At 45.1% G+C, this 13,835-nt stretch carries 16 protein-coding genes; 7 read left to right on the top strand and 9 right to left on the bottom strand.

The genetic code is table 11. The features are described 5' to 3' along the window. Window positions 1-84: 84 nt before the first annotated feature. Entirely contained in the window at window positions 85-1,059 is a 975-nt protein-coding gene (locus ICN23_RS05295) for a squalene/phytoene synthase family protein (protein WP_216231207.1), read from the top strand. Window positions 1,060-1,063: 4 nt separating this feature from the next. Here ICN23_RS05295 and ICN23_RS05290 read toward each other — a convergent pair whose 3' ends face one another. Continuing rightward, the gene (locus ICN23_RS05290; RefSeq protein ID WP_255532707.1) at window positions 1,064-1,468 is read right to left on the bottom strand and encodes a methylated-DNA--[protein]-cysteine S-methyltransferase; all 405 of its coding nucleotides are present in this window, start codon (window positions 1,466-1,468) and stop codon (window positions 1,064-1,066) included. Between the two features lie 225 nt (window positions 1,469-1,693). Between ICN23_RS05290 and ICN23_RS05285 the strand changes: the two genes are divergently transcribed. Genes ICN23_RS05285 through zapD form a run of 6 tightly spaced genes read left to right on the top strand, consistent with a single transcriptional unit; the run spans window position 1,694 to window position 7,001 of the window. Continuing rightward, window positions 1,694-2,983, top strand: a complete 1,290-nt coding sequence (locus ICN23_RS05285; RefSeq protein WP_216231205.1) for an HlyC/CorC family transporter — start codon at window positions 1,694-1,696, stop codon at window positions 2,981-2,983. Continuing rightward, window positions 2,980-4,059: a GspE/PulE family protein gene (locus tag ICN23_RS05280; RefSeq protein ID WP_216231204.1), complete on the top strand. Its 1,080-nt coding sequence runs from the start codon at window positions 2,980-2,982 to the stop codon at window positions 4,057-4,059. The genes ICN23_RS05285 and ICN23_RS05280 overlap by 4 nt, the downstream gene beginning before the upstream one ends. Then, the gene (locus tag ICN23_RS05275; RefSeq protein ID WP_216231203.1) at window positions 4,050-5,096 is read left to right on the top strand and encodes a type II secretion system F family protein; all 1,047 of its coding nucleotides are present in this window, start codon (window positions 4,050-4,052) and stop codon (window positions 5,094-5,096) included. Before ICN23_RS05280 ends, ICN23_RS05275 begins: the two co-directional genes overlap by 10 nt. Then, the gene (locus tag ICN23_RS05270) at window positions 5,096-5,596 is read left to right on the top strand and encodes an A24 family peptidase (protein WP_216231202.1); all 501 of its coding nucleotides are present in this window, start codon (window positions 5,096-5,098) and stop codon (window positions 5,594-5,596) included. Before ICN23_RS05275 ends, ICN23_RS05270 begins: the two co-directional genes overlap by 1 nt. Before the next feature lie 2 nt (window positions 5,597-5,598). Continuing rightward, the gene (gene coaE, locus ICN23_RS05265) at window positions 5,599-6,237 is read left to right on the top strand and encodes a dephospho-CoA kinase (RefSeq protein ID WP_216231926.1); all 639 of its coding nucleotides are present in this window, start codon (window positions 5,599-5,601) and stop codon (window positions 6,235-6,237) included. 11 nt (window positions 6,238-6,248) lie between these two features. Further along, window positions 6,249-7,001: a cell division protein ZapD gene (zapD, locus tag ICN23_RS05260; protein WP_216231201.1), complete on the top strand. Its 753-nt coding sequence runs from the start codon at window positions 6,249-6,251 to the stop codon at window positions 6,999-7,001. Here the strand turns inward: zapD and ICN23_RS05255 are convergent. The 8 genes from ICN23_RS05255 to ICN23_RS05220 are packed head-to-tail and all read right to left on the bottom strand — an operon-like array spanning window position 6,998 to window position 13,764. Then, on the bottom strand, window positions 6,998-7,414 hold the full coding sequence (locus tag ICN23_RS05255) for an NUDIX domain-containing protein (protein ID WP_216231200.1): 417 nt from the start codon (window positions 7,412-7,414) through the stop codon (window positions 6,998-7,000). The genes zapD and ICN23_RS05255 overlap by 4 nt on opposite strands. A 10-nt stretch (window positions 7,415-7,424) precedes the next feature. Further along, window positions 7,425-8,282, bottom strand: a complete 858-nt coding sequence (locus tag ICN23_RS05250; RefSeq protein ID WP_216231199.1) for an ATP-binding protein — start codon at window positions 8,280-8,282, stop codon at window positions 7,425-7,427. A gap of 15 nt (window positions 8,283-8,297) precedes the next feature. Beyond that, window positions 8,298-9,533, bottom strand: coding sequence for a bifunctional glutamate N-acetyltransferase/amino-acid acetyltransferase ArgJ (gene argJ, locus ICN23_RS05245; protein WP_216231198.1), 1,236 nt, complete (start codon window positions 9,531-9,533; stop codon window positions 8,298-8,300). A gap of 38 nt (window positions 9,534-9,571) precedes the next feature. Beyond that, on the bottom strand, window positions 9,572-9,868 hold the full coding sequence (locus ICN23_RS05240) for a hypothetical protein (RefSeq protein WP_216231197.1): 297 nt from the start codon (window positions 9,866-9,868) through the stop codon (window positions 9,572-9,574). Window positions 9,869-9,888: 20 nt separating this feature from the next. Next, on the bottom strand, window positions 9,889-10,143 hold the full coding sequence (locus ICN23_RS05235) for a MoaD/ThiS family protein (RefSeq protein WP_216231196.1): 255 nt from the start codon (window positions 10,141-10,143) through the stop codon (window positions 9,889-9,891). A gap of 9 nt (window positions 10,144-10,152) precedes the next feature. Beyond that, window positions 10,153-11,409, bottom strand: a complete 1,257-nt coding sequence (locus tag ICN23_RS05230; protein WP_216231195.1) for an NAD(P)/FAD-dependent oxidoreductase — start codon at window positions 11,407-11,409, stop codon at window positions 10,153-10,155. Between the two features lie 10 nt (window positions 11,410-11,419). Beyond that, entirely contained in the window at window positions 11,420-13,267 is a 1,848-nt protein-coding gene (locus ICN23_RS05225; RefSeq protein ID WP_216231194.1) for an aldehyde ferredoxin oxidoreductase family protein, read from the bottom strand. Between the two features lie 20 nt (window positions 13,268-13,287). Then, entirely contained in the window at window positions 13,288-13,764 is a 477-nt protein-coding gene (locus tag ICN23_RS05220; protein WP_216231193.1) for a 4Fe-4S dicluster domain-containing protein, read from the bottom strand. Between the last annotated feature and the right edge of the window lie 71 nt (window positions 13,765-13,835).

Below are 13,835 nucleotides of genomic sequence, written 5' to 3'. Positions count from 1 at the left end.
ATATGGCCATGTCACTTTTGACAGTTAGCAAAAACATCTCCTTGTAACACTCCATGAAAGACGCCGGTCTGACATAATTCAAGAGTGAGAGCACCCAAGCAAATCCCAATATCAAGCCCGTTCGCTGATCTGGCATACCAAAAGGCCATTCTGAACTCCGTATCGCGCACTTTTGCTCTCACCATACCGCTTCTCCCCCCAAGTATTGAAAAGGTAGTTGGCAATACCTACCTACTTTGCCGCATTGTTGACACCATTGAGGATGCTGCAGAATTAAGCGCTCAAACCAAGCAGGCGCTATCGGCGCTTTTTTTAGATGCCGTACTTGAAAAGGTCTCCGTTGAAAATTTTGTTAAGTCTTGTCTTGAGGCATTAAAGAATTACAGCAATCCAGATGAGCTCGATTTAATTGCAAATACACCGACTGTTTTAAGAATTCTGCATACCTGCTCTAGCGACGACCAACAGGCTGTGAGTCGATGCGTTTCCATCATGTCAGAAGGAATGTCTTTTTTTCATGGAAAACAAAATCAAGCCGGCCTTCAAGACCTCGCTGAGTTTGAGAAATACTGCTATGTGGTTGCTGGCGTAGTTGGCGAGTTACTCACCACCATATTTAGCAATCACTCACACGCTTTTAAAAAAGAGCTCGTAGGGCATGAGAATTTAGCCATTGCATTTGGTCAAGCACTGCAAATGACCAATATTCTTAAGGATTCCCCTGAAGACAGGGCGCGCGGAGTCTCCTGGAAGCCAATCAATATGAGTCAGGCAGAGCTATTGAAGATCGCCTACCAAAAATTACAAGACTCTTTAAAGTACATCCTGCTGATTCCCAAGCAAGAACAGGGCATGAGGCGTTTTTGTTTTTTAGCTTTTGGCTTGGCAGTAATGACGCTTACAAAAATTGCTAATCGCACAGAATTTAATAGCAAAGATGAAGTAAAACTCTCCAAAAGTACGGTAATGCAGTTTTATGGCTTTACCAAGCTGGCCGTGAAAAGCGATATGCTGATGAAAGCTTTTTTCTATCTCAACAGCAGAACCCTGGCCAAGTAAAAACCTATAAAGCACCCTCATGCTTTAAAAGCCAAAGCTTTATTTGGCGATACAAACCGGGAGAATTTTCTTTCATAAATCCGCCAATTCCTTGGGCTGAAACCACCCTATGACAAGGTGCAATAAGAGGATAGGGATTCGCACCACATGCCGTACCTACTGCGCGTGGCCCGCTTTTGATTTTCTTAGCTAACTCGCCATAGGTCTTCGTTTTACCGGCAGGAATATCTTGAATGCTAGACCATACTTTTTTCTGATGCTCAGTACCTGCTGGTTTTATAGGTAAATCGAATTGCCAATGAGGATCTTTAAAGTATTCCTTGCACTGACGCGCTACCTCTTTTGCCAATGCGTTCTTAGGCGGAATCAATGCCGCATCTGTTGGCAAGTAGTCGATTTTGGATAACATCAAACTCCCCTCCACCAACTCCGTCGTAACTCCCAGGCGCCCGAAAGGCGCTGCAATCACGCAGTAACTGGGGGAATTTGCGATTTTTGGCATTCGAAATGCTGTCATAGGGATTTATTCTTACACAATTAAACACGGTAGCTGACTTCCCTTTACTCTATAGCTATAGCCCCCTAAATAGCACTTTGCTATATTGACTCATACTTACTTTTTTAGGCAAAACTCATGGACACCTTTTTTGACGATTGGCCGTTTTATAGCCAAGTTGCTCTAGTCCTATTCTTACTTGCGTTATCTGGCTTCTTCTCGATGGCAGAAACCAGCATGCTGTCCTCTAACCGTCATCGCCTCCGTGCAATGGCCAATAGTGGTAATGCGGGCGCAGCACTGGCTGAAAGACTCTTAAAGCGCATTGATTCACTGCTATCAGTACTACTCATCTCCAATAACCTTATTAATACTGTTTTACCAATTCTGGTAACGGGCATTGCCCTGCATATTTTTGGTGATAGCGGTCTTGTGCTCTCTATTGCAACTCTAGTGGTTGCACTGCTCATCATTATCTTTAGCGAAATTACCCCCAAGGTGATTGGAGCAGCATTTCCAGAAAAAATCGCGTCCAATGTTGGCTGGTTTATTTTGCCACTCACTTTTTTACTCAAGCCTTTACTCTGGTTTATTAATAGCTTTGTCTCAGGCTTGATGAAAGTATCCGGCTTGCAGTCATCTTCCGATAGCAGAGCCATGAGCAAAGAGGAGTTACGCAGCCTAGTTTTGGAATCAAACCGCTTTGTCTCCAATCATCATCGCAATATTTTGCTCAACTTGTTTAACCTCGAAAACATCACTGTTGATGATGTGATGACCCCTAGGTCGAAGATTGAGGTTTTGGACTTATCAAGACCAATTGATGAAGTTGTTCAGCAATTAGAAACCTGCTATCACAACAAATTACCAGTATGCGACCAGGATTCGGAACGCATTGTAGGCATCCTCTCAGTGAAAAAAGCTTTGTCATTATTGGGTGATACCGATTTAAAACATGAGGACTTTAGAGTCCTGTTGAATGAGCCCTACTTTATTCCTAGCGGCACGCCAGTACTGCAACAAATGCAGTTCTTTCAAGACAACCAGCAGCGCTTGAGCTTAGTGGTAAATGAATATGGTGAAGTATTAGGTCTAGTAACTTTTGAGGATATTGTTGAGGAACTGATTGGAGAGTTCACCACCTCGTTCTCAAACCTTTCAACCGATCCTCATTGGCTTGCTGATGGCACTTACCTCGCCAGCGGCAGCGCCTCTCTAAGAGACCTCAATCGTCTGCTCAATCTCAATCTTCCGCTAGACGGGCCGCGTACATTAAATGGCCTCATTCTTGAGAAGCTAGAAGCCATTCCCGATCATGATGTCAGCATTCGAATTGCTGGCATCGTTATGGAAATTGTTCAATTTGATGAACACGGCGTAAAAACTGTAAAACTCTATCGGCCAAGCCAAGCTCAAGAACAAGATTGAGCGTTGCCAAAGATGATTCGCTAATTATTCGCACATGGTATGAAATTGCTGCTCATGCCATTAATGCTAGAGCGAGTGATATTCATATTGAGGCTGGGTCACAAGCAACCCTCGTTCGCTTTCGCATAGACGGTTTACTTCAAGTCCACTCACACTTTCCTATTGAATTACATGAGCGCCTGATTGCTCGCATCAAGGTCCTAGCTCGCCTTGATCTTGCAGAGAAACGTCTTCCGCAGGATGGCCGTCTTTGTATTGGTCTCAATTTCTCTAAACCCAATATGGATTGCCGCGTTTCAATCCTACCCACTCTTTATGGAGAAAAAGCGGTTATCCGTATATTGCCAAGCCGTATTGAAGATCTTGATCTTACGGAAATTGGTCTCCTGCCAGATCAATTCACTTTATTTCAACAAGCACTTTCTCAACCGAATGGACTCATTCTGGTAAGTGGGCCAACAGGTAGTGGTAAAACACGTACGCTTTATAGTTGCTTGAGATATCTCAATCAATCTCATCGTAATCTTTGTTCTATAGAGGATCCGATTGAAATTCGACTAGCGGGAATTAATCAGGTTGCATATCACCCGCGGGCAGGACTCGATTTTCCAACGATCATTCGCGCCCTGCTACGCCAAGATCCCGACGTCATCATGATTGGCGAAATTCGCGATGCTGCCACATCACAATTAGCGATTCAGGCGGCACAAACTGGGCACCTTGTTTTGAGCACATTACACACCCGCAATGCTCGTGGAGTATTGCCTCGACTAAAGAGTCTTGGAATTGATCAAGAGTCACTTGAATCTTGCTTGTTAAGTGTCAGTTCACAGCGCTTAATCAGAATGGCTTGCCGCCAATGCCAAAAACTCAAGTCAACTGAAAAAGTCCAATGCTCTAGCTGTGGTGGCAGCGGCTACTTTGGCCGTATTGGAGTTCATGAGGTACTCAACAGCAGCAAAATTTTTGACTCATCCATTTCATATACTCGAATGCGGGATGCCGGATTAGTTCATGTACATGCAGGTCATATTACTCAGGCAGACCTAGAGTCAGAAGTCGGCTTATGGCGCTAAGCAAGCAAAATCAATTACATTTTGCTGACCAGCTCTTGACACTCCTAGAGTCTGGTCTACCACTTCTTAATGCAGTTGCGCTCATTTACTCCACTGCACCAAAGTCTTGGCTTCCCTGGATCAGTAGCATTTATGCGGAGTTAAAAAAGGGAGAGAGTTTTTCTCAATGCTTGGGAAAGCAAAATAATCAATTCTCCATGGAGTTTATTAACCTAATACGAGTAAGCGAGCGTACAGGCGACCTTGATCTAGCACTTCAAACAATCTGCAAACAGCTAGAGGCTCAAATTGAACTGCGTCAAAAAATTCAACAGGCAATGAGTTACCCCACTATCACCCTGACAAGCTCGTTTCTTTTGGTGATGGTGATGATGATTTGGGTTGTGCCTGTCTTTAAGGATGTTTTCACTCATTTTCAAGCGGAGTTACCAACCCCAACCAAGGTATTGATCGATATATCAGCATGGTTCGAAGCGTTTTACATTGAGCTGCTGATTACTTTAGTAGTCATTGCCGGATTCTTTAGCATCGCATGGGCCAAGTTGCCTAAGTTACAAAAATATTGTGATCGACTTGGCTTCTACCTACCCTTAGTTGGACGACTACTCCAGCTAGCCACCCTGACTTATTGGTGTCGCACACTAGGTCATCTACTGCAATCTGGATTACCCTTGCCAGATGCCCTCAGGGTGACCGCCCAATCATCCAACCATTGGCTTAGCCATGATTTCAGCGCAGAAATATTCAAACACCTAACCCGTGGCTGGTCACTTGGAGATGCCATCATTAAAGCGGATCCAAGACACATACTATTTGATCAGGAAACACTACAGCTCTTAACAATTGCATCTGAAAGTGGTGCGCTAGCTGATATGCTACAGAGGCGCGCAACAATATTGAGCTCTCGGTTAAGTAATCGCTTGAACACTCTAAGTCATAGCCTAGAGCCTTTATTAATTATTATTATTGGACTCATTATTGGAAGTCTAGTCATCATTTTGTATCTCCCTATCTTTAACCTTGGGCAAATTGTTTAATGGGTAATATTGCTTTTGCGGGTTGGATTCAAATATTCCTAATATTGGTCTTGGGCTATTTGGCATACTTTGATGTCCGCACTTTCCGACTACCAGATGCCATCACACTGCCACTCACCCTGGCGGGCCTCTTGTTTAACGGACTCTCAAAACAGGGTTTCGTTTCTTTTCAGGATTCGATTATTGGCGCCTTTCTTGGTTATGCCGGCCTATGGCTCTTAAATGCACTCTATCGGGCACTCAAAAAACAGGATGGTATTGGTATGGGAGATGCAAAACTATTAGCAGCTCTAGGGGCCTGGCTTGGCTGGTTGGCCTTACCGAATATCTTGCTAGTAGCATCTTTAACTGGGCTGATTGGTGGCATTGCTTGGCTGCAATGGAATAAGCAAAATCGCATGTCAGCTTTTCCATTTGGACCATTTCTAGCTATTGCTGGCATCATTGAGTTGTTATGGCCACAGACAATACAAATCTTCCTTCTGAGCAATCTAGCTTAGGCATGCTAAAAGGGCAGTTACCCCTTGTAGGTCTTACAGGCGGCATTGGCTCAGGCAAAACCGCTGTTAGTGACGGACTGGCTAAATTGGGAGCGGGCATAGTGGATACCGATTTGATTGCCCATCAGATTACCGCCCCCCAGGGATCGGCAATTCCTTTAATTCAAAAACAGTTTGGCGCAGAATTTATTGACCCTAGTGGAGCGCTTGATAGAGTCAAGATGCGTAGCTTAGTGTTTGCCGACCCTGCAGCCAGAAAATCATTAGAGGCCATCACGCACCCCCTCATTAAGCAGGAAACAATAAGGCAGGCGCAGCATCTAAAGCAAGAAGGTGTCCCTTATCTTGTTTTTGTTGTCCCCCTTCTGGTTGAGTCAGGTAGCTGGAAGCCCTTACTAGATTACTTAGTTGTGGTGGATTGCCCAGAAGAAACTCAGATTGAGCGGGTGATGCACCGCAGCAAATTACCTCGAAATGAAGTTGAAAGAATCCTGAAGGCCCAAGCCAGCAGAGCAGAGCGTCTTGCCTGCGCAGATATAGTCATTGAAAATCAGGGCACCCTAGCTGAGTTGGGGGCAGAGGTTTTGAACTTGCACCAAAAAATCCTACAAATTCAGAAAGATCGCTCAAGTTCGTCATAGAATATGGGCTTGTGATTGTCTACGAATACCCCTTCAATGAATTAGTTCGAAGCATGCTTCGACTGGAGTATTTGTTCGCCCGCTTTAATCACTTTATCCGCTCCGATGACCCAGAGTTACATCACAACGCTATCTCTATTTTGTTTGATCTTGGTGACATTGGTGCACGCGGAGATATCAAGTCATTGCTACTGAAAGAATTTGAGCGCCAAAAATATGCTCTCAATGGATTAAAGTCATCACAAAAAGTTGATCAAGAGGCACTCTCACAAACACTTTCTGAAATTGATGCGGTTGCAACCAGCATCAACCATTCTGCTGGGCGCCCTAATTCAGTTATTACCGAAAGCGAATGGTTAAATGCTATTCGCACTCGCTTAAATATTCCAGGTGGCACAAGTCCAATTGATTTGCCAAGTTACCATGCCTGGAAAAATAGCCCTACATCTGAGCGTCGTGAGTTACTAGAGAAATATATTGGCCCTCTCTTGCCTTGGCAAGAAGCATGTCAATTATTTTTAAGGCTTCTTCGCCAATCAGGTGAAGCTAAAGATGTTGTTGCGCATAATGGGTCTTTTCAGCAAGCCCCATCTGGCAAGGTGTATCAACTAATGCGTATCGCTATTGAAGATGATTCGTTATTTTCAGAGATAAGCGCGAATAAATATTTACTCTCGGTACGCTTTTTACAGTCTGAGCGTGATAAAAAAGCGCAGCTGGTAAATGCCGATGTGCCCTTTAAGCTAACACTCTGTCAGTTTTAAGCTAAAGCCCTTTTAAGGCACTCCAGCATTGGCCAAGCGGCCGGCAGCAAAGGTTCAACGCTCGGTGATTCTGCGGCAACTGATTCCCAAGATAATGCCTGTCCTTCACACCCCCCGGGTGTGCCAGACCAATTCCGAATAATGCTCACATATAAACGAACATAGGCATGTGGATAATCATGTTCGAGAACTGTCAGCTCTTCACTTGCATGAATATCGATGCCAAGCTCTTCTTGAAGCTCGCGTTGCAGCGCCTGAAAAACGGTCTCCCCTTTCTCAACCTTTCCACCAGGAACTTCCCAATAACCTGCGTAAGGTTTTCCTGCAGGCCTCTGACCTAAAAGATAGCGCCCCTCAGAATCAATCAATATTCCCGCAGCAACAACAGTAATGGGGCGTTGGATTTCAGACATGAAAAGTAGCTTAGGCTTTTGAGCCAGCCCAATGCTTGGCAAATTGCCAAGCAACACGCCCCGAACGTGAACCACGCTCTAGTGCCCACACCAAAGCCTCAGACCGAGCAGCTTCAATTTCTTTAGAACTCAATCCAAAATGCTGCAACCAATGTGCCACGATTGCCAAATACTCATCTTGCTTAGGTGGATAAAAAGATAGCCAGAGGCCGAAGCGTTCAGATAAAGAAATTTTTTCTTCTACCACTTCACCAGGATGAATTTCGCCATCATCGTTATGAACATAACTCTCGTTATCTTTCATGTACTCGGGCAACAAATGGCGTCGATTTGAGGTGGCGTAAATCAAAATATTGTCGACTTGGGCAGAAACAGAGCCGTCTAAGGCTGATTTCATGGCCTTATATCCAGATTCTCCATCCTCAAAGGATAGGTCATCACAGAAAATAATGAAACGCTCCGGACGCTCTGCCAAAAGCTCGGTAATGTCTGCCAAATCCGCCAGATGCTCTTTTTCAACCTCAACTAGACGCAGACCCTGGCTAGCAAATTCGTGCAAGCTCGCCTTAATGAGAGAAGACTTTCCAGTCCCTCTCGCGCCAGTCAATAAGATATTGTTAGCCGGTTTTTTCTGAATAAAGTTTTTAGTGTTGTCACGAATAGCGTCTCGTTGACGATCAATATTCTGTAGATCCTCGAAGGTGATATCGGATACATGCTTTACTGGCTGCAAAAAACCAATGCTGCCAAAAATACTATCGCGACGACGCCATCTAAATGCAGTTGACGATTTCCACTGCTCTTCAGTTAAAGGCTTGGGTAAAAAAGTATCGAGGTGGTCTAAAAGACGGTCTAATTTTTCATTCATATTTCAAGAAGTCTTTTATGAGCGGTAGTCTGCATTAATCGATACGTAGTCATGAGATAAATCACATGTCCACATAATTTGTGTAGCTGTGCCACGACCCAAATCAATCTTCACGGTAATTTCTGGGGCCTGCATTACTCGCTGACCATCTGCCTCTTGATAATCAGGATTACGACCACCATTTTTAGCGACCCAAACGTCGCCTAACCACATTTGTACACGGTTAACATCTAAGTCTGTAATGCCGGCATAACCAATAGCAGCAAGGATGCGGCCTAAATTAGGATCACTAGCAAAGAAGGCTGTTTTAACCAAGGGTGAATGCGCAACCGCTTTGGCAACCAAACGACACTCTTCAGGAGTTTTTCCGCCAACTACTTCAATAGTCATGAATTTAGTGGCGCCCTCACCATCACGCACGATCATTTGCGCCAGCTTGCGAGCTAAAGCAATTAACGCATCGCGCAAGATTGCATAACCGGCATCATTGATTGATTTAATTTGCACTGCTGACTGACCCGTCGCCATGATGATGAATGAGTCATTGGTAGATGTATCGCCATCAATCGTGATGGCATTAAAAGAAAGGTCTGCAACTTCACGTGTCAGGTTACCCAATAGGCCTGGCGCAAATCCTGCATCAGTCGCAATAAACCCAAGCATCGTGGCCATATTAGGATGAATCATCCCCGCACCTTTACAGATGCCTGTAATGGTAACTACGCCAGCAGGCATCTCCACGGTGACTGATGTGGCTTTAGGCTGAGTATCGGTGGTCATGATGGCTTCAGCCGCATCAAACCAGTTGTCCTCACCTAAATTGGATACTGCTTTTGGCAAGGCGGTGATAATCTTTTCAATCGGTAGCGGCTCAAGAATTACGCCTGTTGAAAAAGGCAAAATTTGCTCAGGATGAATCTGCAGATCTTTTGCCAATGCTGTGCAGGTTTCCAGGGCATGCTTCATGCCTGACTCACCCGTACCGGCATTCGCATTACCCGTATTCACCACTAGAGCTCTGATCTCACCATTACGACCCTCTTGTGCCAAGTGCTCGCGACAGACTTGTACGGGGGCAGCGCAAAATCGATTTAAGGTAAAAACACCTGCTACCTGCGAACCAGGCGCCAAAGTCATCACCAAAAGATCTTTGCGATTCGCCTTTTTAATGCCGGCTTCGGCAATACCCATTTGAAAGCCTTTAACAGGCTTGAGTTCGGATTTTTGCGGGAGGGGTAAATTAACAGCCATAAGAACACTCGATCATTTGAAGTAAATAAGAGGGAGGCCTAACCTCCACCCCTCCGAGTATAAAGATCAAATCGGTTTAAGGCCTGCTCAACCTGAGAAGGACTGAGGCTTTGAGCAAAAACAAGTTTCAATTCTAGAACTGGGATATTGAGAAGCGCAATTTTGCGGCTGGGACGGCTAAAGCCAGAGATCTCTACGAGGGGACTCTGAGCCTGAAGCAATACTTTTCCATTGAGATCCAAAGATGCTGACGAATAGAGTTCGCCCAATGCTTGAGGCAGCCAGCGAGTCAAATCCTCGATGGAGCAACCCATCTCTCTTTTAATCTGATACATGCCGCGAACAGCCCAAAGCCTTAACCACCGGCCACTGGTGGGCAAATAGCAAGGGCGTCTTTCTCGCTGAGAACGTATTGGTCGCGTTGATCAGGCTTGATATAAACACCATTGACCATCACTAAGTGGGCCGATTTACCAGGAATATTGAAGAGCTTGATGATGTCGCCGATCGTACTACCAGCGGCAACCTCGATATCAGCTTCAATGCCATTCTTTTTATTGGGCGGTAAATAGCTTGCCAAGCTGGCAAACAACTTCAAAGTAATTTGCATTCCTGAAGCTTAATTGATCCAAGCCGATTGTGCTTGACCTGCTGCTAAATAAGCTTTCATTGCTTGGGTGGGATCTGACATTAAGACTTCTTTCCATTCGCCTAATGGAATTTTTCCTTGGATTAAGCCCCGAAGTACGCCGATATGTTCAGTGCTGCCAACGCATGTTGCACCAACTAAAACATCTCCAAGAAACTCTAGGCGTAAGTATTTGTATTGTTGCAAATCAACCCACTCCACATGGTCTCCACCTTTGGCGCCAGACCACAAACCAAAAGAAGAGGAAATTAAGCCCAAGGTATCAAGAACGTTAATTTGAAGTGCGCCCAAACTTTCAACATCGCCACCAGTCATGGCTATAGCAGCAATTCTGGCCTGCTCAGCAGCATTGGGCTGGATCGCGTTAACAATACGTTCTCCAGTGGAAAAATCAATGCTTTCTGTTACATCCCCTGCCGCATAAATATCCAGATCAGAAGTTTGCATTCTCTCGTTGACTAAAATTCCTCTTTGAGTTTCAAGTCCAGATGATTTCAGATAAGCGATATTAGGCTGAACGCCTGTTGCTGAGATAACCAAATCCACATCTAAAGACTCTCCATTCGACAGTTTTACCGTCAAACCTGAGTTGGCTTTTGTAATAGCTTCCACCTTAGTGTTGGTATGGACCTGCACGCCTTTACCTTCAACCCATTTTTTGATCATGCCCCCGGCTACAGAAGTCATCATTCTCGGAACCATACGATCACCCATTTCTACGACCGTTAGCTCTACTTTTCTACTAGCTAACGCCTCAAGAATGATGCATCCGATAAAGCCCGCACCCATCTGCAACACACGCGACCCTGGTTTCGCTAACTTCGTAATCGCACGCGCATCATCCAGAGTCCAGCATGGATGAACTCCAGGCAAATCAATTCCCGGAATTGGCGGCTGAACAGGAACAGAACCCGCAGCAATCAGCAATTTGTCAAATTGAATAGACTGACCATTTTCTAACTCTAATTTCTTTGCTTTTGAATCAACTGAAATAACTTTTGCGCGCACCTGCTCAATATTAAGTTTTTGATAATGATCAGCATCCTTGCGCAAATAAGTGCCCGACTCCTGAATGTTACCCATCAGTAAGTAAGGAATAGCCATTCGAGAATATGGTGGCGCATCCTCAGATCCAATCATGACGATTTGATCGCTAGGCGAACGTTTTCGAATTGTTTCTGCCGCAATGACGCCGGCAGGGCCGTTGCCCAAGATGACATGCTTCATAGATGCAAGCTCAAAGACCTAGACGCTTCAATGTTTCAGCACTTGGACGACCTTCAGCATCCCAACCACGAACTTGGTAATACTCGGGAAGCATCTTATCTAGACCACTGACTATGCCCTTGCCTGGGCCAGTTTTAGCAGCCTCTTCCATCAAACGTTTAGGCAATTTATCGTCCTTGTTTGTAAAACCAGCACGATTATTAAAGTCACGCTCCATATTCCAGATACGCTCACCGATCGTAGTTAAATTCTCAACCGTGAATTCATCACCGCATGCAGCCTGTAGTTGTGGGGCCACATCAGCTAAGGTCCATGCAAAGCTGGTAAAAATACAAATACCAGCGGCATCAAATGCTGCAGTAGCATCCTGGAAAGCCTTCACTAGCTCAGGTTTGCCCTGAGTATCAGCCGGCTCTGTTTTAACTGGAATACCTAGTACTTCAGAGGCAATGGTGTATCCACGCAAATGGCAAGCACCGCGATTTGATGTGGCATAGGCTAAACCAATCCCCTGAATAACGCGACCGTCATAAGCAGGAAACTCTTGACCCTTCACACTCATAGACAAATCTGGATGTCCATATTTTTTGGTGAGGCGTGCGGATCCCTGGCCAAGCTCTTTACCAAAGCCTGTTCCATTAGCAGTAATTTCTGCAAAATAACTTAAAGCTTTTGCTGAACCAAACGGCGCCTCAATCCCTAACTGCTCTTTTGTCAGAACACCCATCTCATAGAGTTCCATGACAGCACCTACAGTAGCCCCAAAGGAGATCGGGTCAAAGCCATCTTCATTACAGAGCATATTGGCATACTGCAATGCTTCGAGATCATTCACGCCATTGGCTGCACCTAGCGCCCAAGCTGCCTCATACTCCAATCCACCGCTCGCTCCAAAATACTGCGGCTTGTTTTCAACTGTAAAGTGGGTTTCATCAATCTTTGAAATTCGTCCACAGGCAATCGTGCATCCAAAACAAGCTTGATTGGTAACTAAATGCGCTTTGCCATCCGAGGGTCGTGGAGTAGCCATAGCTTCAGCAGAAATATCCTTAGCCCCATCGAACTGCACATCTTGATGATTACGTGTTGGCAGACCTCCAATTTCATTGATGACGTTCATCAACACTTGGGTGCCATATGTTGGTAGGCCCTGTCCAGTAACAGCATTACCAGCCAGCACTGCTTTTGCAGCAGCGGTTGCTGCCATAAAGCCTTTTGGATCTTTTAGATTGCCAACCCCCTTAGTACCTCTAACAGCAATAGCCTTAAGATTTTTGCTGCCCATCACCGCGCCAACACCAGAGCGCCCAGCAGCGCGATGCAGATCATTTACAACTGCGGCATAAAGAACTTGATTTTCACCAGCACGTCCAATGCAAGAGACTCTAATTTGCGGATCTTGATGCTTCGCTTTAATCGCCGGCTCAGTTTCCCAAACTGTCTTACCCCAAAGATCAGAAGCATCTATTAATTTGGCGTTGTCATTTTCAATGAAGAGGTACACGGGCTTAGGGGACTTGCCCTCAAATATCACCATGTCCCAACCAGCCATCTTGAGCTCAGCACCCCAATAACCACCAGAGTTTGAACAGGCTATAGCTCCTGTTAAAGGACCTTTAGTAACCACGGTGTAACGACCGCCAGTGGATGCCATCGTTCCTGTCAAAGGGCCTGTTGCCCAAATAATTTTGTTATCTACAGAAAGGGGGTCAGTTTTTGGATCCAACTCCTCCACTAAATATTTAGAAGCTAAACCACGAGAGCCTAAATATTCTTTAGCCCACTTCATATTGAGCGGTTCAGATTGGCAAGTGCCCTTGCTTAAGTTAACGCGGAGTAGTTTTCCAGCCCATGACATGATATTTTTCCTATACTTTTTTAGTTAGCGCTATCTTGATTGCCGAGCTTATCGGCCCATTCACGCATTTTGTCTAAACCAGTCCAATCTGCATCCACGTATGTAATAGCTTGGGTTGGACATGCTGTGGCGCACGCAGGATCACCACCGCATAAATCGCACTTTTGAACTTTACCGGTATCTTGCACATAGTTGATAGTGCCAAAAGGGCAAGAAATTGTGCAAACCTTGCAACCCACACAAGTATCTTCTGAAACTACTTTGGCGCCAGTAACCAAGTCCACTCGAATGGCGTCTACAGGGCAAGCCTGCAAACACCAAGCCTCCGAGCATTGCGTACAGGTATAGGGGACTTTTTTGCCGGTCAGGTGAAACTCAAATACCTTGATACGAGATTTGGAGGTATTAAACACTCCGTAATTCTCATAACTGCAGGCCATCTCGCATTGAAGACACCCAGTACATTTGTCTGCGTTAATAAGCAGTGACTTTTGCATGTCGATTCCTTTTAGCAATAAATGCAATCTGTTGCATATTAGAACCAATAATCATCGAAATTAGCACTCCT

This window comes from Polynucleobacter sp. MWH-Jannik1A5 (assembly GCF_018881795.1).
GTDB lineage: Bacteria > Pseudomonadota > Gammaproteobacteria > Burkholderiales > Burkholderiaceae > Polynucleobacter.
This window is presented reverse-complemented; position numbering and strand designations above follow the sequence as displayed.